The organism is Anaerosporobacter faecicola (assembly GCF_012070565.1).
GTDB lineage: Bacteria > Bacillota > Clostridia > Lachnospirales > Lachnospiraceae > Anaerosporobacter > Anaerosporobacter faecicola.
Map to the genome: position 1 here is coordinate 1 of NZ_JAAQRO010000006.1, position 22,718 is coordinate 22,718.

The window sequence follows — 22,718 nt, forward strand, 5'->3', positions numbered from 1 at the left end:
AGCAGTTCTTTTTCGTGCTGTCAAGGGTGGCGGCAAGCTACCACAACCTATAATATCTGCAATTTTCAAGGTTCATCTGAGCCTTTTTTCTTTGCTCATTTTTTTCATAAATCATTTGACACTATCCTTGCTCATTCACATTTTATATTTATATAACTACTATTCCATAGCTTCTGTAAGTGTGCACCCTACGTTCTATCAATACTATACTTCATAATTTTTATTTGTGCAATGGCTTGAAAGCAAGAAAACAAAGTCGTGACAATTGTCATGTGACAATTGTACTGCCTATTTACCAGACATTATGACAAGGGTCAATACTCTGGTTCGATCTATACGTAAATGACCAATCCCAATAGGGCCTTGAATACGTCTTTGTAAGTCTCTATTCGATTTTTACGTATACGAATAGAGTCCTCGTACCGATACTTCTCCCGCGTAAACTTCTACGATCTCCTTATTCGGTTTTTCCACTAATAGATGCCCTGCCTTTGTAATGCCTCTTGCAACTCCCGTAAAGGAATCTTCACTTCCTAAAATCTGTACTTCCTGATCCATATTAATCAATACTTTGGTATACGCTTCTTGCAATAAGCTTAAATCTTGTGTTTTCAAAAATTGTTCGTAATATGTTTCTAAATAAAACATCGTACGTGCAATCAATTTGGCTCGATTCACGTTCTTTCCTGCTTCTAAAAAAATCGAGGTTGCTTTATCTGCTAATTCTTCTGGAAATTCTTCTGTATTCACATTCACACCGATTCCCACAACCACATAATTAATATAATCCACTTCAGCACTTAATTCTGTAAGAATTCCTGCTACCTTCTTTTTCCCTAATACAATATCATTGGGCCACTTGATCTTAGAATCCAGTTCCGTTAATTCTTTTATGGCATCGTTTAGTGCTAAAGCAGTTACAATAGTTATCATAGCCGCATTGGTTGGTGCTATTTGCGGTTTCAAAACAATGGTCATAAACACGCCTGACCCCTTCTTAGCTACCCAACTTCGTCCTCTGCGGCCTTTTCCTTGGGTTTGTTTTTCTGCTACAACCAAACTTCCCTCTGGTTGTCCTTCTTCTGCTAATTGTTTTGCAATTGTATTGGTTGATGTCACTTCCTCATAGGAAAATACATTCTTCCCCATATAATTGGTTTGTAGTCTGCTAAGAATGGCTTCTTTCGTCACACAATCCGGTTCATGAAGCAATCGATACCCTTTGTTTGATATGGAATCAATCTCGTATCCTTCTTCTTTTAGTCGCTTCATAACTTTCCATATAGCCGTTCTGGATACGCCAAGTTGCTCACAAAGATCCTGTCCTGACACATAACCGTCCTGTTTACTTAAAATCGTTAAGATTTCCGTCTTCATTTGTCAGCTTACCCCTTCCCTACGCCAATGCTAACCGAAAGTAGTATAAGCCAAATGCAAAGATGATAAATCCTACAATTCCGTAAAATACACACATTCTTTTTTGTCCTTCAACTTTGGACTTTCTCAGACTATTAGACATGCTCATCAGACCTGAAACGATCATAAGCGCTGCCATTAAACCATAATTATCTGGTATTACGATTACAAGTACAAAAAGTACGATGACTACAAGCCCTAATACAACATTAATAATATCAGGTAGCAATTTATTAGCTCGAATAAATTCTTTCCATTTCATATAATTATTTCCTTTCTTCCTTTTCTATAACCAAATGATCACAATTAATAAATCTGATTTTCCTATCATAATCGATAAGATAACCCTATTTTTCCATGATAACACATTTTGAAAGCTGCTGCACTATTAACTTTCCTATGTCGGAAAGGAATTGTACAACAGCTTTCTATACTTTACTTATGCCATTGGTTTAATGATTCCTATGTCATAAGTCATTATTCATTTTATGATTCATAACTATACATAATTTAGGACGATGTCCCAATACGATCTACGCTAACCGAATGTCCGCGTTCTCCTCCTGCACAGTCCGTTCTTCCATTGTTTTGTATTCTTTATGTTTTGCAACACTCTTGTAACCAGGACGAATAATCTTCCCATCATTGATAATCTCTTCTAAACGATGTGCCGACCAACCTGCTATACGAGCAATTGCAAAAATTGGTGTATAAAGTTCCATTGGCAGGTCTAACATACGATATACGAAACCACTATAGAAATCCACGTTGGCACTAACACCTTTGTAGATTCGTCTTTCCCTTGCTATGATTTCTGGTGCTAACCTCTCTACCATACTATATAAAGCATATTCTTTCTGAAGTCCTTTTTCTTCTGAAAGATTTTTAACAAATCCCTTTAGTATATCTGCTCTTGGATCAGATATAGAATAAACTGCATGACCCATACCATAGATCAGCCCAGCATGGTCAAACGCTTTCTTATTCAACAGGTCTGACAGATACTGTCCAACTTCTTCTTCGCTTTCCCAGTCTTTTACCTTTTCCTTCATATCCTCAAACATCTTAACGACCTTAATATTCGCACCCCCATGTCTTGGCCCCTTTAATGATCCCAAAGATGCTGCAATTGCAGAATACGTATCCGTACCTGATGACGTTACTACATGTGTTGTAAATGTTGAATTGTTACCACCGCCATGCTCTGCATGAAGTACAAGGGCAAGATCTAAGATTGTTGCTTCTAAATGAGAAAACTTGCTATCAGGTCTTAATATATGTAGAATATTCTCTGCTGTAGATAATTCCGGTTTTGGTGAATGTATAAATAAGCTATTTCCATCATGATAATGACTAAACGCCTGATATCCATATACAGAAAGTAATGGGAATAGTGCAATCAGCTGTAAACACTGGCGTAACACATTCTCGACAGAAGTATCATCCGCCAACTCATCATAAGAATATAAGGTTAAAACACTTCTTGCTAATGTATTCATCATATCTCGGCTTGGTGCTTTCATAATAATATCCCGAACAAAACTTGTTGGTAATTCTTCTCGATATTTTGCAAGTAAGCCCGTTAAGTTACTTAACTGTTCTTTATCAGGTAGCTCTCCAAACAAGAGTAAATATACCGTCTCTTCAAAACCAAATCTCTTTTCTTCAATAAATCCATTTACCAGATCTTTTACATTCACACCCTGATAATAGAGCTTTCCTTCGCAAGGGACTAGATCACTATCCACAATGGAATATGAAACGATTTCCGAAATTTCCGTCAATCCTGTCAGTACTCCCTTACCACTAATGTCACGTAATCCTCGTTTCACTTCGTATTTTCCGTATAATTCTGGGTCGATCCTGCTGTTTTTCTTACAAAGAATTGCTAATTCTTTTACCTCCTTTGTAATATCAGCATACTCAAATTCTTTCATAGTGCTTCTCCTTTCAAAATGGGTGATATTCCTATAACAACATGTTTCTCACGAATTTTAAATGTGAAGTCAGTTATATAAGCTCATTTATACTAGTATAACATACTTTAATACGTTTGTACGTTACTTTATGAAATATTAATAAAAAAACTCCCGATCCATTCGTTTTGAATGCCTCCAAAAATCTACTATCCTATAGCTCTTTTTGAAGAACACCTCATTCGACATTATAATCGGGAGTTTATTTATTGTAACACAACTTCGCTCATCCAAAACTTCACGCAGAGTAGCAATCGCCTACTCGTTCTAAACATTCAAGTGCGAAGTTTACGATTGTAGTCTATTCACCAAGTGTTGCTACCATAACTGCTTTAATGGTATGCATACGGTTTTCGGCTTCATCAAATACAACCTCTGCAAACTGTTCAAATAATTCTTCTGTTACTTCTTTACCTTTTACCGCTGGTAAGCAGTGTAAAAAGATTGTAGAATCTTTCTTTGTTTTCGCAAATAATTGATGATTTACCTGATATGGAGATAACATGGCAATACGCTCTGCTGCCTTATCCTCTTCTCCCATGGAACACCATACATCTGTATAGATTGCATCCGCACCTTCTACTGCATTCAAATCATCTGTAATTGTGATCGTAGACCCCGCTTCCTTGGCATACACCTTACAAGTATCCACCAATTCGCTTGTTGGCCATAGTTGCTCTGGTGCCAGAATTGTAAAATTAATTCCTAATTTAGATGACCCAATCATTAAACTATTTGCCATATTATTTCTTCCATCACCAACAAAAACAAGATTTAATCCTTTTAATTTTCCAAACTGTTCTTTTAAGGTAAGGAAATCTGCAAGAATCTGTGTTGGATGATATTCATCTGTCAATCCATTCCATACTGGCACGCCACTGTATTTCGCTAATTTCTCAACTGTATCCTGTTTGAAGCCACGGAATTCAATACCATCAAACATTCTTCCAAGAACACGTGCTGTATCTTCCACGCTTTCTTTATGACCTAATTGTATATCATCTTTACCCAAATATTCTGGATGTCCACCTTCATCAATACAACCGATAGTAAACGAACATCTTGTTCTTGTAGAAGGTTTTTCAAAGATTAATGCAATGTTCTTTCCTTTTAAACTTGTTCCTGTAATGCCCTTTTTCTTCTTTGCTTTCAAATCTGCTGCTAGATCAATAAAATATGTAATCTCTTCTGGTGTAAAATCTTTTAATGTTAGAAAACTACGACCTTTTAAATTCATACAATCACTCCTTATAATTATACATTTACTCGTTTTATATACTGGTTTCATTTACTTAAACATTACCTTGTTTTACCTACAAAGCATTATTCTTTAGACTATATTTGCATTGTATACATTATTTTCTGATCATTATACATGACTATTGTATATTTATGTATATTTTTATAGTATACCTATTTCACACATCTGTCAACTGCTTTTATTCTTTATTCAATATCTTTTCTATCTTACTCATTATTATACTTTTTATCTATGCTTTTGTTCTACTGATCTATGTTTTCTTTCGTCCTATCTACTTTTAATTATCTATGTTTTTGTCTATGCTTTTTACCTATACTTTTCTACCTATGCTTTTTCCTTTCTTCTTTGGTATTTTTCTTGAAATCTTCTTTTTCTTTTATGTTTTCAATAATCCTTATGCTACAAAACACTACAATGAAACTATAATAGAAAAAGATCATGCTTCATAATTTCCAAAACATGATCTTTTCCTTTACAATTTCAACTTATATTCTTATGAATCAAACCGTTGTGCTTTTCTCTATCGAATAGAAACCTCAATCTCTCCTGAACCAGCTTTTAGCGTTAATTTCTTATCCGTCATCACATCACTCTTGTAATGTTCACTATAAGTTTCTCCATTAATCCGAATATCATCTCCATCGAGAACAAACGAATACTCATCGATATTTCCAGCCAAATCTAACTCAATATCGCCACTTCCACATTCTAAACTACTGCTTCCAGTTAATTGTCCCTTTAACTCTAAGTTTCCAGAACCCAATTCTGCATCCATGTTCACAATGGCTATATTATCACATTCCATATCACCAGAACCCATCTCTACCATACAGTCATCAGCCTCTATGCTCTTACAAGTCATATCACCAGAACCGATATCCATGCTCATTGTTTTACATTCCACATAACCAAGTGCAAGATCACCAGATCCCACAGAACCTTTTATATCTAGTGCATTCAATTCTGTTACTTCAATATTACCTGAGCCTACATTGCAATATAGGGTATCCGCTTTTATAGAATAGATCTCAACGTCACCTGAGCCAATTTCAAAATCACCTTTTGTCATTACAAGGCTGCTATTCGTTGTTAGATTACCACTTCCATTCACGACCTTAATCGTATCAAACTCTGTATTACTAGGAATTGTGATCGTTACTTTTGCTGATGATTCAAAAAAACCAATATGGATAAATGGGAAATGGCTTTCATTCGAATCCACGGTTATTTTTAATGTATCACCTTCTTGTGTAAAAGAATAATCATCTTCTGGTAAATCTTCTCCTTTTACAAAGAATGAATCCCCTTCAACAATCTTAATATCTGCATCTCCATTATCCACAACGATATTATGGATATCACCACTTGGTTGAAAAGAATCGTCTACTTTTTTTCCTGATCCCGTTTCTGAACCTAGAATTAGGATTCCAATGATCACGACAATGATAATAAGTGCTTTATTTGGTCCTCTATATGTATTCTCCATATCTACTCCACCTTTCTTTTCGAGCAATGGTTTGCACTGCCTTTCCATCATATAAAAGGGAGTTCCACACAAAGATTTCGGCATCACTCTCACATTATCTGTGTTCCGTGACTCTCGTACCTTCCATGTGACAACTCCCTTTTCATTCGTTATCCATTTCTTGATAATACGAATTATTCTTTCGTTATCTTTCAATAGACATCTATATAAACTGATTGGACATTTCTGATCATTTCAATTTATTCGTTACTTTTTGTGTCATTATTCTTATTCTTCATTGTTGGGAATAATAAAACATCACGAATTGCTGCAGAATCCGTTAGTAACATAACAAAACGGTCAATACCAATTCCAATACCGCCTGTTGGTGGCATACCATATTCCAATGCGCATAAGAAATCTTCATCTAAATGATCCGCTTCATCATCACCAGCAATACGATTTGCTTCTTGTGCTTCAAAACGTCCACGTTGGTCAATTGGATCATTTAATTCAGAGAATGCATTTGCCATTTCTCTCTTCGTAATGAATAATTCAAAACGTTCTGTATAATTTGGATTCGATGGTTTTCTCTTTGCAAGAGGAGAAATCTCAACTGGGTGATCCATAACAAAGGTTGGTTGAACTAATTTTTCTTCAACGAACTCTTCGAAGAATAAATTTAAGATATCACCTTTCTTATGTCTCTCTTCGAACTCTACATGGTGTTCTTTTGCAATTGCTTTTGCTTGCTCATCGGATTCAATTTCATTAAAATCAACACCGGCATACTTCTTAACAGCATCAACCATTGTTAATCGTTCGAATGGTTTTGATAAGTCAATTGGAACACCTTCGTAAGAAATCTGTGTTGTTCCAAGAACTTTCATAGCAACGGTACGATAGAGATCCTCAACAAGATCCATCATTCCATAGTAATCCGTATATGCTTGGTATAACTCCAATAAAGTAAATTCCGGATTATGTCTTACAGATAATCCTTCATTACGGAATACTCGTCCTACTTCATACACACGTTCCAAACCACCAACGATTAATCTCTTCAGATATAATTCTAGAGAAATTCTAAGATTCATATCTTGGTCTAAGGAATTGTGATGTGTTGTAAATGGTCTTGCAGAAGCACCACCTGCGATTGGTACAAGTACAGGTGTTTCTACTTCGATGAAACTCTTATTATCTAAGTAATTACGAATCTCACGAAGGATTAAAGAACGTTTGATGAATGTATCTTTTACTTCTGGATTCACAATTAAGTCAATATATCTTTGACGATAACGTACATCGGTATCTTTTAATCCATGGAACTTCTCAGGTAATACTTGTAAGCTCTTTGATAATAAGATTACTTCTGTTGCATGAATTGATATCTCACCTGTTTTTGTTTTGAATACCGTACCAGCTAATCCAACAATGTCACCAATATCATACTTTTTGAATTCTTTATATTCTTCTTCTCCGATGCTATCTCTTGCTACATACGATTGAATATTGCCCTGTACATCTGCTATATTACAGAAAGAAGCTTTTCCCATAACACGTTTTGACATGATACGTCCTGCTACGCGCACTTCTTTTCCTTCTAATTCCTCAAAATGATCTTTCACTTCCATACTATGATGTGTTACATCATATTTCATTATTTGAAAAGGGTCTTTTCCTCTTTCTTGAAGGTCAGCTAATTTTGCTCTTCTCACCTTAAGAATTTCATTAATGTCCTGCTCTACTACTTTCTTTTCTTCAGCCAAATTACTCACTCCTTTATGTAACCTAACTGGCCTAGTTAGATCTTTGAATTTCTAGTATCTTGTATCTTATTACACCTGCTTGTGTCTCAACTTCAATTACATCACCAATTTTTTTACCGATTAAAGCTTTTCCTACTGGTGATTCATTGGAAATCTTACCTTTTAAGCTATTTGCTTCTGTCGAACCTACTAATTTATAATCTAAAATGTCGTCATATTCCATATCCATGATTCTTACACGACATCCGATATTAATCTTATTCAAGTCTACTTCATCTTCAACAACAACTTCAGCATTTTTTAAGATTTTATCGATTTCTTCGATTCTCGCTTCGATATCTCTTTGCTCATCTTTTGCTGCATCATATTCCGCATTTTCTGATAAGTCACCTTGTTCTCTGGCTTCTTTGATTTTTTGAGCTACTTCACGTCTTTTATTAACTTTTAATTCTTGTAGTTCATCCTCAAGTAACTTCAAACCTTCATAGGTTAAAATATTTTTCTTATCTGCCATGTTAAACCCAACCTCCAAAATAGTCATTCTGAAATTATTCTATTACATATATCGTAACTGACACTTTCTCATTGTACATTCCTTGTATTATAACGTATGAACCGCTCAATGTCAAGAATATCAGTAATTCAGCTACTTTTCCAAGGGTTCTAAACTAGATTATAAGTTCCTTGAACGCAATTTTACTTGCCTGCAAAAATTGATATATATCCTCTAGATTCACTAGTCGATCATAATCTGCATACAATACCTCAACATGCAAACTTTTTGCCCGAAGATAATTTACCATCAAATCCCTCATAATGATATTCCCCTGATACAACAACTCCACATCATAAATAATTCTCAAATCTTTTCTTCTTCCCTGAAGATACTGCCGTTTCTTCGATGAACTATTTACATCAATCACACAGGCTCCATGAGGAAAGAAATTATACAGCTTATAACTTTCACTGCATAAATCTATAATAATATTCCCCTCGATGTGGTTTCTTACTTGTAGGCCTTCAACTTCTACAACTAATCCTGTGGTATCATATATCATTTCTCTAAATGAAGCAAAATATTCTTCCCGATCCGTAATAATTGTTAAAGAATTTAAATTCTCGCTAAACCGCTCTAGTACATGCTCAACTCTTTTATCACCAGAATCGATGATAACTAGTTTCACATCTTTATCTTGTATAACCAGCCGTTTTTTATTTTCTTTTATAATCTGTGACAAATACAGGTACTTAAGTAAAGTTCGCTCCCTCTCGATCTTTTCCTTATTCCGTTCTTGCAACTCTCCAATGCAATACGCCCGTTTTGTCTCCAACCGCTGCATAACTTTTTCTATATATCTCTCTATGTACTCTTCATTTAGTTTTGCTTTTTCTTCCTTGGTAAAGGGTAACATGACACATGGAATATGTTCTTCTAAGAAGATAAGTTTTCCAAGCTTCATAGGCAGATGCTTTATTAAGTTTTGATAATACCATTTTATAGAAATTCGTTTTAGTAATTTGGTATACGGTTTTACAACCATCTCCTCTTCTTCAATAAAATTCTCATTCCATTCACTTAATGCAAAAAATACATAATCCTTTGGCATAAGCTTCCTTTATTCTTTTTGTAAAAGTATATTTCTACTCTCAGTAACTTATACCCCATTAACCGGTTCTATTCTATTATATCCAAACTGAAAAAATTAAACAGTGCACGAAGTCATAGAACCATATGACAATTGTCACTTTGTAATCTAATTTTGGGTGTTGATTCCATAACTCTTGGGTCTCTTTATAGAATAAGCTTACATACGGAAATTCATTTAATGTCTCCTTCCGTTCTCATATATAATTTCCCGTATACACATTGCTAATTCAACGGGATTTTCAAGCATTGGCATGTGACAAGCATCCTTTATAAAAGAAAATGTAATTTTTCTTTCTGTCTCTCTATCGAGACATAGGTCCTGTAATCGTCTCTCATATTTTCGGACTCCACGATCACCGTATATACCGAAAATGCGTGTATCCTTCTTATGTACATTCAACTTCTTTACATGTTCTGTATAGTCAAATTCCTCTTGCAAAGCTTCCTTTAATTGCGAGCTATAGAATGGTGCCTCTCCTCTGATCATCGCTACCACTTCTTCTCCATACTGTTCCATATGTGTATCCGTCAACAAATTTCGATAAAATAGTTCTGCCGGACGTAGATTGGATTCGATTAAGATTACCTTCTTGCACTCCATATCATAGAGAGATAGTAGTTCTAAACCAATTATCCCCCCCATACTATGTCCTATAATATAATCATATTGCTGTTTTCCATAAGTATCAAAGACCCATTTCGTAATTTCTTCTACCCCATTGGCATGTTCTGTTACTTCGTGAGGATATGCCACATATGTAAGTTCCTCTCCTTCTAAATGGGTTTTTAATTTTTCCCATACCTCCACCGTACAGTTTGCTCCATACAGAACCAATCCTTTCACATCGATCACCCTATCCTTTCCAAAAGTATCTTATCTCATGTTTCTGTATTCTATATAATTTTATTATACTTATATTTTGCATTTTGTCTATATATTAACAAACATATATGATTAATGTCTACTGTATATTTGTCACATCGTATCTTACTATTCAAAAACCAAATAAATGCTATAGCCTAGGTTTTAACCTGATCATTGATTTAATCGTTCTAAACAAAAAGAAACAACCTTTTATTAAAAGATTTGTTCTTTTAACAAAGGTTGTTTCTTTCTCTTATTCTAAACGACCAGCTTTTTGTGCTAACTGTTTATATTTTTCTTTCGCATTTTTTTCTGCTTTATCGAATAACCATTCCGCACGTTCTGGATTTGTTCGATATAAACGGTTATAACGAACTTCCCCGTTAATAAACTCTTTAAAATCAGCCGTTGGTTCCTTTGAATCAAGTTGGAACGGATTCTTGTCTTCTAAAGCAAGACGTGGATCAAAACGGAATAGATGCCAATAACCTGCTTGTACGGCGCGTTTTTCTTCCGCTTGTGCTACCATAAGTCCACCTTTAATTCCATGATTAATACATGGAGAATATGCAATAATCACAGATGGTCCATCATAGCTTTCTGCTTCTACAAACGCTTTCAAGCATTGGTTAAAATCTGCTCCTTGGGCAATCTGTGCTACATAGACATATCCATAGCTCATGGCAATTGCTGCAAGATCTTTCTTACGCACTTCTTTACCTGCTGCAGCAAATTGAGCAATTGCTCCTGTTGGTGTTGCTTTTGATGATTGTCCACCTGTATTGGAATATACCTCGGTATCAAATACAAGGATATTCACATTTTGACCGCTGGCAATTACATGGTCTAATCCACCAAAGCCAATATCATATGCCCAACCATCTCCACCAAAGATCCATTGTGACTTTTTAGATAAGAAATCCTTATCCCGTAGAATTACTTGTGCTTCCTCTTCCTTACATGCATTTGTTTCAAGAAGTTGGATTAACTCTTTTGAAGCAATGGAATTGGCACTTCCATTTTCTTTTGTTTCTAGATATCGTTCACATGCAGCCTTGATTTCGTCTTCTTTTACTACCTTAGACAATGCTTCCACCGAAGAGATTAATCTTCCTCTTAATGCTTCCTGCGCAAGACTCATACCAAAACCAAATTCCGCATTATCCTCAAATAATGAATTTGCCCATGCTGGTCCTTTTCCTTCACTTGTAACCGTGTAAGGTGTTGATGGTGAAGAACCACCCCAGATGGAAGAACAACCTGTTGCATTAGCAATATACATACGTTCTCCAAAAAGTTGCGTCACTAATTTGGCATATGGTGTTTCTCCACATCCAGCACAAGCTCCTGAGAATTCTAATAATGGTTGTCTAAACTGACTACCTTTCACTGTGTTTTCCTTGAATTTCTCTTTCACAACTTCCGGTACTTCTAATTCAACTCCATAGTCAAACATCTTTTGTTGATCCAGCATTTTCTCAATTGGCTGGTAGGCTAATGCTTTCTCGCCTTTCTTTCCTGGACAAACTTGGATACATGCTCCACAACCTGTACAATCTAGAACAGAAACACTGATGGCAAACTTATGACCTGGTACCCCTGTCATATCTTTCATAGAAGCTCCTTCTGGAGCATTCGCTGCCTGTTCCTCGTTCATAACAACAGGACGAATAACTGCATGTGGACATACATAAGAACAGAAATTACATTGGATACAATTTTCTTCAATCCACATCGGAACATCAACTGCAATTCCACGTTTTTCAAATGCTGCTGAACCAACTGGAACAGTACCATCCACATAGTCCATAAATGCAGATACTGGAAGACTATTTCCTTCTTGTGAATTGATCTTATTCTGAATTTTATTCACATAATCTACAACATCTTCTCTTCTTCCTTCTGCTGCTACTAATACTTCCTCTGCTTCTGCATTTGCCCATGAATCTGGTACAGAAAACTCTACTACATCCTCAATTCCACGGTCAATGGCATCATGGTTCATCTTAACCACATCATCACCCTTCTTGGAATAAGATGCTGTAGCGGCATCTTTCATATACTTAACCGCTTCCTCTGTTGGAATAATCTGTGCTAATTTAAAGAATGCTGCTTGTAAAATTGTATTGATTCTTCCACCGAGTCCTACTTCTTTACCAATTTTAATTCCATCAATGGTATAGAACTTAATCTTATGTTTCGCAATATAAGATTTTACCTGCCCTGGAAGATGTTTTTCTACTTCTTCCGGTGTCCAGCTACAATTGAGTAGGAACGTACCACCATCTTTTAGATCCTGTACCATATTGTACTTTCTAATATAAGCAGGACAATGACATGCCACAAAATTCGCTTTCTCAACCAAATAAGTTGCTTTAATTTTATCTTTACCAAAGCGAAGGTGAGATATGGTCACACCGCCTGATTTTTTTGAATCATAATCAAAATAAGCTTGTGCATACATATCGGTATGATCTCCAATAATCTTAATGGAGTTTTTATTTGCACCAACTGTACCGTCTGCACCTAATCCCCAGAACTTACAACTAATCGTGCTTTCTGGTGTTGTATTTGGATTCTCCGTTAATTCCAAAGACAAATGGGTAACATCGTCTATAATACCAATGGTGAATTGTTTCTTCTCTGTATTCTTATATACCGCAATAATCTGCGCTGGTGTTGTATCTTTTGAACTAAGACCATATCGTCCAGCATATACGGGAACATTGTGGAACTTACTATCCTTTAGTGCTGCAACTACATCCAGATATAATGGATCTCCTGGCGCACCTGGTTCCTTCGTACGATCTAATACACTGATTTGTTTCACTGTATCTGGTATAACCTGTAACAAATGTTTTGCGCTAAATGGGCGATAAAGACGAACCTTAACTACACCAACCTTTTCTCCTGCTGCCATTAGATAATCGATTGTCTCATCTATGGTCTCGCAAACAGAACCCATTGCTATAATAATATGTGTTGCATCTGGTGCGCCATAATAATTGAATAATCTATAATTCGTACCAATTTTAGCATTTACCATATCCATATACTGCTGTGTTAAATCCGGTACCGCATCGTAAAATTGATTACAAGCCTCTCTAGCCTGGAAGAACACATCTGGATTTTGTGCTGTACCACGAAGTACAGGGTGCTCTGGATTCAGTGCACGACGACGGAATGCATCCACTGCCTCCATGTCACACATTTCCTTTAAATCTTCATAATCCCACATCTCAATTTTTTGAATCTCATGAGATGTACGGAATCCGTCAAAGAAATGTACAAATGGAACACGTCCTTTGATTGCAGTTAAATGTGCAACTGCCCCTAAATCCATTGTTTCTTGTACACTGTTCGAACAAAGCATTGCATACCCTGTTTGACGACAGGCATATACATCTTGATGATCACCGAAGATCGAAAGTGCATGGCTTGCAAGTGTTCTTGCAGATACGTTAATAACTCCTGGTAATAGTTCTCCCGCCATCTTATACATATTAGGGATCATTAATAAAAGACCTTGCGAAGCCGTGTATGTTGTTGTTAATGCTCCTGCAGTTAATGAACCATGTACAGCTCCTGCTGCACCAGCTTCTGATTGCATCTCAGATAACACTACCGTATGTCCGAATATATTCTTTCTTCCTTGTGTTGCCCACATGTCAGTATAATCTGCCATTGGGGATGATGGTGTAATAGGATAAATAGCAGCAACATCTGTAAATGCATACGATACATGTGCAGCTGCTGTATTACCATCCATTGTTTTCATTTTTCTTGCCATCTGTGTAATATCCTCCTTATTGATTCAATTCTTTCATAATATGATTCCTCCCAGGAACTCAACTTATGACATGTCTATCGCTCTTGTCGTTCATCTTTGGTATGATCTATTTTCATCTAAAAAGTATACCCCAAATATCTAAATATACTTTATGGTAATTAATACTGCCTATATCTTGTCCAAAATAGGTATCCCCTTTGCCCAATACTATTTTCTAACAATATATAGTCACTACGATTTTATCATTGAATACACAATTTGTAAAGATAACGTACTACTTGTATTTGATTTTAGACATTGTTTATTATTTAAATATATCTACTTTATTTATACAGTATTTTTTATAATCATATCGTTTAATGTCTGATATTGTATATTATGGTATTTATTGGTCGAATTTTTTTAATTTATATTCTGTTTATTTTTAATTTTTGTTTTTTTATTCTGTTTTTAACATTGTATAAATATTGTTTTCTGTATATTTCATTTACTATATCTTCGACTACTTTTGGATTTGATTTGAGTAAGACTAATTTCACTCTAGATTAACATGATTTGAGATGTATATGAAATGAGATGTATAAAATAGATAGCTTCAAAGTACACTTTGTTCTCCGCGCCGAGCACAGTCAGCTCAGCTAACATCTACCTCTTGTGCGAGTGTGCATCCCACGGAGGGTTTATTTATTAGTAAAGTTGGAGAACTTTCCTATTAAATAAAAAAACGTTGTAACTTCATAACGAAATTACAACGTCCATCTTTTACTGGGCCACAAGGATTCGAACCTTGAAATGCTGGAGTCAGAGTCCAGTGCCTTACCATTTGGCGATGACCCATCAATGAATCTTGCTTGTCAGCACATATGATTATACTCGTATTGATGACTTTTTGCAATAGTTTTTTTCAATTTTAACTTATTATTTTAATTTTTGGATTAGTTTACTTATTTGCGTATATTATAATGTAAAAGTAAAAAGGTCATGTATCTCATACTTGTACCTGTATAGAATACATGACCTTACCTTTATCATACACAATGCATTGAAAAGTAGCAATACGTTGTATCTAGCTTTATGATTTACATTTTAAATACTTGCACTTCTTTTGTTAATGTTTCTGATATATTCCGTAGCGTTTCTACCGCTTCAGCTACATCATCCATAGTACTTGCAAGTTCACCTGTAGATGCTGAAGTTTCTTCTGCACTCGCCGCATTTTGTTGTGCAATAGCTGTTAAGCTTTCAACCGCGTCAACAATCTGTTCTCTTTCTTTATCTAATATGCTTGTACGTTCTTTGATTTCAATGATTCCATTCGTAAAGGAATGGATACCTTCATTTACACTATCCACTTTTTCCTTACTTATTTCAACTTTTTCACTCTGTTTATTAATGATCTCTGTAACCATATTCATGGTTTCCACCGCTTTATTGGAATCCATTAATAAGATACTAATTATTTCCTGAATCTGTTTTGCAGAATGATCAGACTGTTCTGCAAGTTTTTGAATCTGTGCAGCTACCACTGCAAATCCACGTCCTTGTTCTCCTGCTCTTGCAGCTTCAATACTTGCATTAAGGGATAGGAGGTTCGTTTCTTCTGCAATATCGGTAATGATATTTGTTGCTTCTCTGATTTTTTGAGCAGATAGATTGGTTGTATTCGTCTGATTCGAGATCATTTCAATTGCTTCTTTTGTTTGCATATTCGTAGCACGTAGTTCTTCTAATATGTCAATTGCTTCTCCACCAGATTGTTTCATCAATGATGCACGTTCTGTTAAATCATTTACATCATTAACCGTTTCCATAATATTCGTTCCCATTACCATAACATGTTCGTTCGCTTGTGTCGTTTCTTCTGCCTGTGCCATTGCACCTTTTGAAATATCACTTACTGCACGTTCTACAATGTCCACTGTATTTTTAGTTGCACTCGATGTGTTACTGATCTTTTCCGCCGCCTCATGTAAACCATGTACCGAATTCAGAATCTGTCCAATTACATTGCGAAGAGATTGTTGTAAATCCGTTGTAGCATTCGCAATCTCTGAAATCTCATCTGTTCTCTTTAAGCGTTTGTAATCCGTTGCACTAAGATCACCTTTTGATACAGCTTGTAATTGTTTTACTGATTTCTTAAGACCTTTATTGATGAAATTAATAACAATTGTTATTAATAGCATCGTAACGATTCCTACAAGCAATGTTATAATGAAAATCTGCCACTTGATACTATTAATTTGGCTAGTTACTTCTTCGGAAGGTTTTCCTGTAAAGAAACAACCAACAATTTCTCCTGTACTTGGCTGATTAATTGGTATGTAATATCCATAATACTGTTTTCCACCTAGATTAATGTCTTTTGCAAAATACTTATTTCCTTTTGTGAATACCTCTTCATAAACGGCCTCATCAATCTTCGTATCAACCATAAGATTGCCACTCTCATCCTTTAAAGTGGTTGCCATTCTGGTATCACCATAAAAGAAACTTGCATCAACACCCGTGTAAGACTTAATCATCTCCACAACAGAATTATCACCCTTAATTGGTACAACACCCTTTTTTAGAGTGCCTTGGATATCCACATAATAGTCTGCCTCATTTACACTTTGATAATGATTAAATCCTAGTAAAGAAGCTGCATTTAATTGATTTTTTATTTCCTTATTTATCATTTTTGTTACGATGTTTGTACTTGCTGCAATTGCGGAAAAACCAATGATCAATATTGGAACTAAGACCATACATGTAATCTTCTTTCGTAATGTGAACTTCATCTCTACTTTTCCTTCTTTCATCATATTATTTGTACCATGATCGAACAACTCCCAATGTTCCGTTCCCCAATTAGTACTCTCATTATAGCATAGAGAATTTATACAATTCAAATAAAATTATTTCTTCTTTTTTTATTGTTTTTTGACATATCATATAATAATTCTTGTTAATTCTACATTATATTACTGTTAACCCATAATATTCATTATTGTTTTTGTTAAAATTTTGGTATAATATTTCTTATTTATATGCATGTTGCACAATTAATATTTGTTTACGCTTCTAAATATTTCTTTATTTTTTTTCTAATTTATTACGATTAAGTCCTTAAGCAAGTGACAATTTGATCATAAAAAAATCTATATGGATCGATGATATCCGTAAATGTAATTAATTACACCCTCGTTTAACCATCAATTCATATAGATTGACTTTCATTCTATCTTATTTGTTATTTTGATCCCCTTCATAATCATATTCAATATTCACAAGGGTTAAACCATTCGCAGGAGCATTAGGTCCTGCAATCATTCGTTCCTTAGAAGCCAACACGTTAGCAACGTGATCTGGTTCTGTCATTCCTAATCCAACTTTAATTAAGGTTCCTGTAATAATTCGTACCATATTATAGAGAAATCCATTGCCTCGAACACGTAGAATCACTTCATCCCCTTCTCTATGAATCTTCAAACTATAGATGATTCTCACTGTACTCTGTACTTGCGCCTTAATGGAGCAAAAACTTTTAAAATCATGCTCGCCAATTAGATAGTTAGCAGCTTCTTGCATCTTATCTATATCTAATTTCTTATATACAAAATGTGAGTATAACCGCATAGTTGGTAATGGGTACTCGCGATTTAATATTCGATATTCATAGGTCTTACAACTCTTATGATATCTAGGATGGAAGTCCAATGGTACTTCACATGATGATTGAATGACAATATCTTTTGGCAACTTTTGATTTAATGCATGAGCAATCTTTTCTGCTGGAATTTTGGTTTCCGTATCAAAAACCGCAACATTTCCCAGTGCGTGTACACCAGAATCCGTTCGGCTTGACCCAATTACTTCGATATTTTCTCCTAATAATCTAGTTAAGTGTTTATTTACTACTTCTTCTATGGTAATTGCATTCGGCTGCTTCTGCCAGCCACAGTAATTTGTTCCATCATATGCGATTACTAACTTAATCCGTTTCATACTACCTATTACTCCTAACTTCCATTTAAACCGGACTTACTTTCTTAACAACCACTAATGAAACCAGGTACAAAACTAAAATCAAGTAACTAATAAAGTCTTCTTTACGATATTTCAGGGGTTTCATCTTTGTTCTTCCTTCTCCACCACGATAGCATCTTGCTTCCATTGCCATCGCCAGATCATTCGCTCTCCGAAATGCTGATACAAATAATGGAACCAAAAGAGGTACAAGGCTTTTTGCCTTCTTTATCAGATTGCCTGACTCAAAATCTGCTCCACGCGCCATCTGTGCCTTCATGATCTTATCTGTTTCTTCTAATAAAATCGGGATAAAACGAAGGGCAATCGACATCATCATGGAGATTTCATGAACAGGTACCTTAATACGTTTTAACGGGTTCATAATCTTCTCTAATCCGTCAGTCAAATGATTCGGTGTGGTCGTAAATGTCATGATTGATGATCCCATGATTAATAAGGTCAAACGAAGTGCCATGAACCCCGCATTTTCAAGACCTTCTTTCGTTATCTTTAATATTCCCCACTGCCATAACACTTCACCCGATGTTAAGAATACATTGAACACAATGGCAAATACCATAAGGAATATAATTGATTTCAGTCCCTTTACTATATGTTTGATTGGTACTTGTGAAGCTCCAATTACTAGACCCAAAAAACCAATGACAACAACATATGGTAGGAATTTATTTCGAAACAAAAATAATGAAATAATAAATACAAATGTTCCAATAATCTTTGTTCGTGGATCTAATTTATGAATGAAGGAATCTTTTGGGTAATACTGCCCAATTGTTATGTCTCTAATCATGTCCTTTCCTACCCTTCTATAATCTCACGATGTGCCCATTTAAGGATTTCTCGTTTTGCCTCGTCAATGGTTGTTGCATTGGTATCCACTGCTATTCCCTGTTCTCGTAATCCATGCATCACATAGGTGACTTGGGGCGCTGCAAGTCCTATACTTTCTAACACCTTATAATTTGCAAACACTTTTCTTGGTACATCACTGTATACGAGTTCCCCTTTGTTCATTACCAATATACGATCAACATATTTTGCAACATCCTCCATACTATGAGATACTAGGATTACCGTAATCTTTCTCTCTTTATGAAGTTTTGCAATCTGATCCAGAATTTCATCACGTCCTGCTGGATCCAATCCTGCTGTTGGCTCATCAAGGATCAATACTTCCGGTCGCATCGCCAGTACTCCTGCGATTGCAACTCTTCTTTTTTGACCACCAGACAGTTCAAATGGAGAACAATCAATTAAGTCTTCACCTATTCCAACTTGCTTTAAAGCCTCATAGGAGTGTAAGTCAATCTCCAATTGTGGTAATCCTTGATTTCTTGGTCCAAAACTTACATCCTTAATCACCGTTGTCTCAAACAACTGATGCTCTGGATATTGAAACACTAGTCCAACTTTACTTCGTAATTCCTTCATATCATAATCTTCATCATATATATCTTTTCCATTATAATAGATTGAGCCACTTGTGGCTTTCATTAGCCCATTCAAATGCTGTATTAATGTTGATTTTCCCGAACCTGTGTGTCCAATCAATCCAATAAATTCACCATCCTTAATGGTTAGATTGATATCTTTTAGGGCATGTTTTTCATATGCTGTACCAATACTATAACTATAACTTATATGATCTAAGGTAATTGACATTCTTACACCTCCTGTCTACAATCTTGTGATTTCGTTCACTAATTCATCCACCGACAAGATTCCTTCTGCGATTGCAAGTCCACTTTTTCGAAGTTCATATGCTAGTTCTGTTACTTGGGGAACATCCAAACGATACTTCTTCAATTCCTCTACCTGTGTGAAGATTTCCCTTGGTGTTCCTTGCATGACTATTTTCCCTTGATCCATTACGATTACCTTATCCGCACCGATAACCTCTTCCATATAGTGTGTAATCAATAGAATGGTCACATTTTCTTGCTTGTTTAACTCTGTAATCGTTCGTATAACTTCTTTTCTTCCATCGGGGTCCAACATTGCAGTTGGTTCATCTAATACGATACACTTCGGTTTCATCGCCATGATTCCAGCGATTGCTACTCTTTGTTTCTGTCCACCTGATAACTTATTAGGTGAATGACTTCTGTATTCTAACATGCCAACTGCACGTAAACTTTCATCAACTCGTCTCCAGATTTCCTCCGTTGGCACACCTAGATTCTCCGGTCCGAATCCCACATCTTCTTCTACAATGGTACTAATAATTTGATTATCGGGATTTTGAAATACCATACCTGCAGATTGTCTGATATCCCATATATGTTCTTCCTCTTTCGTATCGTATCCATTCACCCACAACGTTCCTTCTGTAGGCATAAGAATAGCATTCAGGTGTTTTGCTAAGGTAGATTTACCAGAGCCATTATGTCCTAAAATAGCGACAAAGTCCCCTTTCTGTATATCAAGATCAAGATCATCAAGAGCACGATTGATTCCTACTGCATTTCCCTCTTCGTCTCTACGTATATATTCATGTACTAACTTTTTTGCCTTAATAATTCCCATAAACGATTCCTCATATGTAACTATTCAGAGGAATCACGCAGTGTTTGCTAAATTGTCTCTGAATAGTTACCCTCTTTTTCATTCATCATTCTACTTTGTTCTATATACAATTACTTTTAATCATCATTTTTCATTTATTATTTGACAACTTGAAGCCTTCCTTTTCTATAAATCATCACTTGACTACATTTATCCATCCTTGCATATTCAGCTGCATATACAGCTATCCCAACAAGAGTCACGGGCTTCTTTACTTTTTACATTGTACGGTATTCTCCTAGGAAATGCAATGCCTTCTTCCAAGGTTTCAGAAAAACTACTATACGATGTATTTCATATTCTGTGTATATGATTAGTGAAATATAAAAAGACAACCTCCAATCCTATTCATAGAAATCCAATCATATGGATCTACTACTTTGAATAGGAAAGAAGATTGTCACCTCAATTTATTCTGTTTGCATCCTTTTATTCTATTTGTATCATCTTTTTCATTCAACGCACATTCATACTATTTAATACGTTGTGGTCTTATGAGTAACTACTCTTCTGTATTGTTCTCTTGTGTTGGGAATTCTTGCGTTCCATTCATATCACTAAATCCATCGTTCTGGTATCCAAATCCCTGATTTTGTTGGTTGTCTTGATTCTCCTGTTGCTCATACTCATAAGCTGATGCTGATTCTTCGTTTGTTTCTCTATTCTGATATGGTAATAAAACGAATTGGTCAAAATTATTACGGAACAAATTGTTTAAATCATCATTATATCCCAAAACCATCTGTTCTTGAGTAGCCGAATAACTTTCTAAAATTCTTCGTGCATCATCTTCTGTCTTAACAAGTACAAGTGTTGTTTTCTTATTACGATCCACTAAGGCTACCTGACGTGTATAGTAGGTAACTCCTTTTCTCTTTTGTTTTGTTTCTTTATAATAAGCCCAGATGTAATTTTCATTTTTCAAGACACGAATTTTATTTCCTTTTACATACGCTGTATATCTTGCATTTACCCATACATCATTAATCTCTGTTGCAGCTTCTAACTCCATACATAATTGATCAAAAGTGATTCCATTTTGTGCAGCAAACTTCTTCATAGCTTTTACATAACGACCACTAAATGCACGTATGATAGTCACAATTAAGAATAGTAGTGCCACTGCCATTACAATAATACTTAATTCCATATTGGTTTCCTCACAGTTACCAATATAATTTACCTTAAATACATAATCAGAGTACATATCTTCCGTTATTCCATAGCTTGTCATGTAACTCTTTAATTCAGAATATTCTCTGTTTGTTAATTTTGTAAATGTTCCTTTATATGTAATTTCATCAAGTTCTGTTCCATTGTCTAATGCTGCTGTTGTTTTGTCTAGAACAGTCATAAATTTGTCCATCAGTTTTTTTCCGTCTGCTAATACAGTTATGTATTGCTGTTCATTTACTGCTGTTAAATAATATCGTGCTGTTATTGTTCCCGCAGAACGTGATCCATCTTTATATTTTGTATACGTTTCTTCCTCAAGATAGTAATCATAAATATATCCAATCTTCGTTTCTACATATTTCCCTTTAAATTGATCCAGATCAATACTATTAATATTAACCGTTTCTGGACCCTTCACAAGTTTGATCGCAGCCATATCCGTAAATAATAGTGCACCTACAATAACTGCAATACACACAATTACTTTAATGATGGCTTTCTTCATAATACTCTTTCTGACCTTTTGTAACATTGTTTTCCTCCCTCATTTTGCAATTAGATTCTCTCATTAATTTTTACGTGGTAAGAACATCAATAAATTATTCTCTCTTAATGCGACATAACTATTACGCATGAATGACAATAATTTTAGACTCTCACACCAAACAATTATACTATACCATGTTATCCAATTGCAATTCTATAGTCCAATAGATATAAAAATTCAAAAAAAGCAACCAAACAGAAATAAA

Annotated in this window: 16 protein-coding genes and 1 tRNA gene; all 17 read right to left on the reverse strand. The window is 35.3% G+C overall.

What is annotated here, in order from left to right; genetic code table 11:
- Positions 1-396: 396 nt before the first annotated feature.
- The 17 genes from HBB17_RS02335 to HBB17_RS02415 all read right to left on the reverse strand — a co-directional run bounded on the left by HBB17_RS02335 (position 397) and on the right by HBB17_RS02415 (position 22,498).
- Positions 397-1,377: a biotin--[acetyl-CoA-carboxylase] ligase gene (locus tag HBB17_RS02335; protein ID WP_167955413.1), complete on the reverse strand. Its 981-nt coding sequence runs from the start codon at positions 1,375-1,377 to the stop codon at positions 397-399.
- A gap of 19 nt (positions 1,378-1,396) precedes the next feature.
- Entirely contained in the window at positions 1,397-1,678 is a 282-nt protein-coding gene (locus tag HBB17_RS02340) for a hypothetical protein (protein WP_167955415.1), read from the reverse strand.
- A gap of 271 nt (positions 1,679-1,949) precedes the next feature.
- Complete coding sequence (locus tag HBB17_RS02345) at positions 1,950-3,353, reverse strand: citrate/2-methylcitrate synthase (protein ID WP_167955417.1); 1,404 nt, start codon at positions 3,351-3,353, stop codon at positions 1,950-1,952.
- 340 nt (positions 3,354-3,693) lie between these two features.
- Positions 3,694-4,629 (reverse strand): ornithine carbamoyltransferase, encoded by a 936-nt coding sequence (gene argF, locus HBB17_RS02350; RefSeq protein WP_167955419.1) that lies wholly within the window; start codon positions 4,627-4,629, stop codon positions 3,694-3,696.
- Positions 4,630-5,173: 544 nt separating this feature from the next.
- Positions 5,174-6,190, reverse strand: coding sequence for a DUF4097 family beta strand repeat-containing protein (locus HBB17_RS02355; protein ID WP_167955421.1), 1,017 nt, complete (start codon positions 6,188-6,190; stop codon positions 5,174-5,176).
- 188 nt (positions 6,191-6,378) lie between these two features.
- Positions 6,379-7,887 (reverse strand): lysine--tRNA ligase, encoded by a 1,509-nt coding sequence (gene lysS, locus HBB17_RS02360; protein WP_167955423.1) that lies wholly within the window; start codon positions 7,885-7,887, stop codon positions 6,379-6,381.
- A 31-nt stretch (positions 7,888-7,918) separates the two neighbouring features.
- The gene (gene greA / locus HBB17_RS02365; RefSeq protein WP_167955425.1) at positions 7,919-8,401 is read right to left on the reverse strand and encodes a transcription elongation factor GreA; all 483 of its coding nucleotides are present in this window, start codon (positions 8,399-8,401) and stop codon (positions 7,919-7,921) included.
- A gap of 154 nt (positions 8,402-8,555) precedes the next feature.
- Positions 8,556-9,494: a hypothetical protein gene (locus HBB17_RS02370; protein ID WP_167955427.1), complete on the reverse strand. Its 939-nt coding sequence runs from the start codon at positions 9,492-9,494 to the stop codon at positions 8,556-8,558.
- Positions 9,495-9,710: 216 nt separating this feature from the next.
- Positions 9,711-10,388 (reverse strand): alpha/beta fold hydrolase, encoded by a 678-nt coding sequence (locus HBB17_RS02375; RefSeq protein ID WP_167955429.1) that lies wholly within the window; start codon positions 10,386-10,388, stop codon positions 9,711-9,713.
- 265 nt (positions 10,389-10,653) lie between these two features.
- Positions 10,654-14,190, reverse strand: coding sequence for a pyruvate:ferredoxin (flavodoxin) oxidoreductase (gene nifJ, locus HBB17_RS02380; protein WP_167955431.1), 3,537 nt, complete (start codon positions 14,188-14,190; stop codon positions 10,654-10,656).
- Between the two features lie 765 nt (positions 14,191-14,955).
- Positions 14,956-15,027: transfer RNA gene (locus tag HBB17_RS02385), tRNA-Gln, on the reverse strand.
- Positions 15,028-15,269: 242 nt separating this feature from the next.
- Positions 15,270-16,997, reverse strand: a complete 1,728-nt coding sequence (locus HBB17_RS02390; RefSeq protein WP_167955433.1) for a methyl-accepting chemotaxis protein — start codon at positions 16,995-16,997, stop codon at positions 15,270-15,272.
- 421 nt (positions 16,998-17,418) lie between these two features.
- Complete coding sequence (gene truA / locus HBB17_RS02395) at positions 17,419-18,180, reverse strand: tRNA pseudouridine(38-40) synthase TruA (RefSeq protein WP_167955435.1); 762 nt, start codon at positions 18,178-18,180, stop codon at positions 17,419-17,421.
- Positions 18,181-18,205: 25 nt separating this feature from the next.
- Positions 18,206-19,015: an energy-coupling factor transporter transmembrane component T family protein gene (locus HBB17_RS02400; protein ID WP_167955437.1), complete on the reverse strand. Its 810-nt coding sequence runs from the start codon at positions 19,013-19,015 to the stop codon at positions 18,206-18,208.
- Positions 19,016-19,023: 8 nt separating this feature from the next.
- The gene (locus HBB17_RS02405) at positions 19,024-19,887 is read right to left on the reverse strand and encodes an energy-coupling factor transporter ATPase (RefSeq protein WP_167955438.1); all 864 of its coding nucleotides are present in this window, start codon (positions 19,885-19,887) and stop codon (positions 19,024-19,026) included.
- Positions 19,888-19,902: 15 nt separating this feature from the next.
- Positions 19,903-20,751, reverse strand: a complete 849-nt coding sequence (locus tag HBB17_RS02410) for an energy-coupling factor transporter ATPase (RefSeq protein WP_167955440.1) — start codon at positions 20,749-20,751, stop codon at positions 19,903-19,905.
- Between the two features lie 541 nt (positions 20,752-21,292).
- Complete coding sequence (locus tag HBB17_RS02415) at positions 21,293-22,498, reverse strand: DUF6709 family protein (RefSeq protein WP_167955442.1); 1,206 nt, start codon at positions 22,496-22,498, stop codon at positions 21,293-21,295.
- Positions 22,499-22,718: the final 220 nt, after the last annotated feature.

Excerpts from the sequence above, each read along its gene's own strand:
- HBB17_RS02335 (WP_167955413.1), bottom strand. The coding sequence starts at position 1,377 with ATGAAGACGGAAATCTTAACGATTTTAAGTAAACAGGACGGTTATGTG.
- HBB17_RS02340 (WP_167955415.1), bottom strand. The coding sequence starts at position 1,678 with ATGAAATGGAAAGAATTTATTCGAGCTAATAAATTGCTACCTGATATT.
- HBB17_RS02345 (WP_167955417.1), bottom strand. The coding sequence starts at position 3,353 with ATGAAAGAATTTGAGTATGCTGATATTACAAAGGAGGTAAAAGAATTA.
- argF (WP_167955419.1), bottom strand. The coding sequence starts at position 4,629 with ATGAATTTAAAAGGTCGTAGTTTTCTAACATTAAAAGATTTTACACCA.
- HBB17_RS02355 (WP_167955421.1), bottom strand. The coding sequence starts at position 6,190 with ATGATGGAAAGGCAGTGCAAACCATTGCTCGAAAAGAAAGGTGGAGTA.
- greA (WP_167955425.1), bottom strand. The coding sequence starts at position 8,401 with ATGGCAGATAAGAAAAATATTTTAACCTATGAAGGTTTGAAGTTACTT.
- HBB17_RS02370 (WP_167955427.1), bottom strand. The coding sequence starts at position 9,494 with ATGCCAAAGGATTATGTATTTTTTGCATTAAGTGAATGGAATGAGAAT.
- nifJ (WP_167955431.1), bottom strand. The coding sequence starts at position 14,190 with ATGGCAAGAAAAATGAAAACAATGGATGGTAATACAGCAGCTGCACAT.
- HBB17_RS02390 (WP_167955433.1), bottom strand. The coding sequence starts at position 16,997 with ATGATGAAAGAAGGAAAAGTAGAGATGAAGTTCACATTACGAAAGAAG.
- truA (WP_167955435.1), bottom strand. The coding sequence starts at position 18,180 with ATGAAACGGATTAAGTTAGTAATCGCATATGATGGAACAAATTACTGT.
- HBB17_RS02400 (WP_167955437.1), bottom strand. The coding sequence starts at position 19,015 with ATGATTAGAGACATAACAATTGGGCAGTATTACCCAAAAGATTCCTTC.
- HBB17_RS02405 (WP_167955438.1), bottom strand. The coding sequence starts at position 19,887 with ATGTCAATTACCTTAGATCATATAAGTTATAGTTATAGTATTGGTACA.
- HBB17_RS02410 (WP_167955440.1), bottom strand. The coding sequence starts at position 20,751 with ATGGGAATTATTAAGGCAAAAAAGTTAGTACATGAATATATACGTAGA.
- HBB17_RS02415 (WP_167955442.1), bottom strand. The coding sequence starts at position 22,498 with ATGTTACAAAAGGTCAGAAAGAGTATTATGAAGAAAGCCATCATTAAA.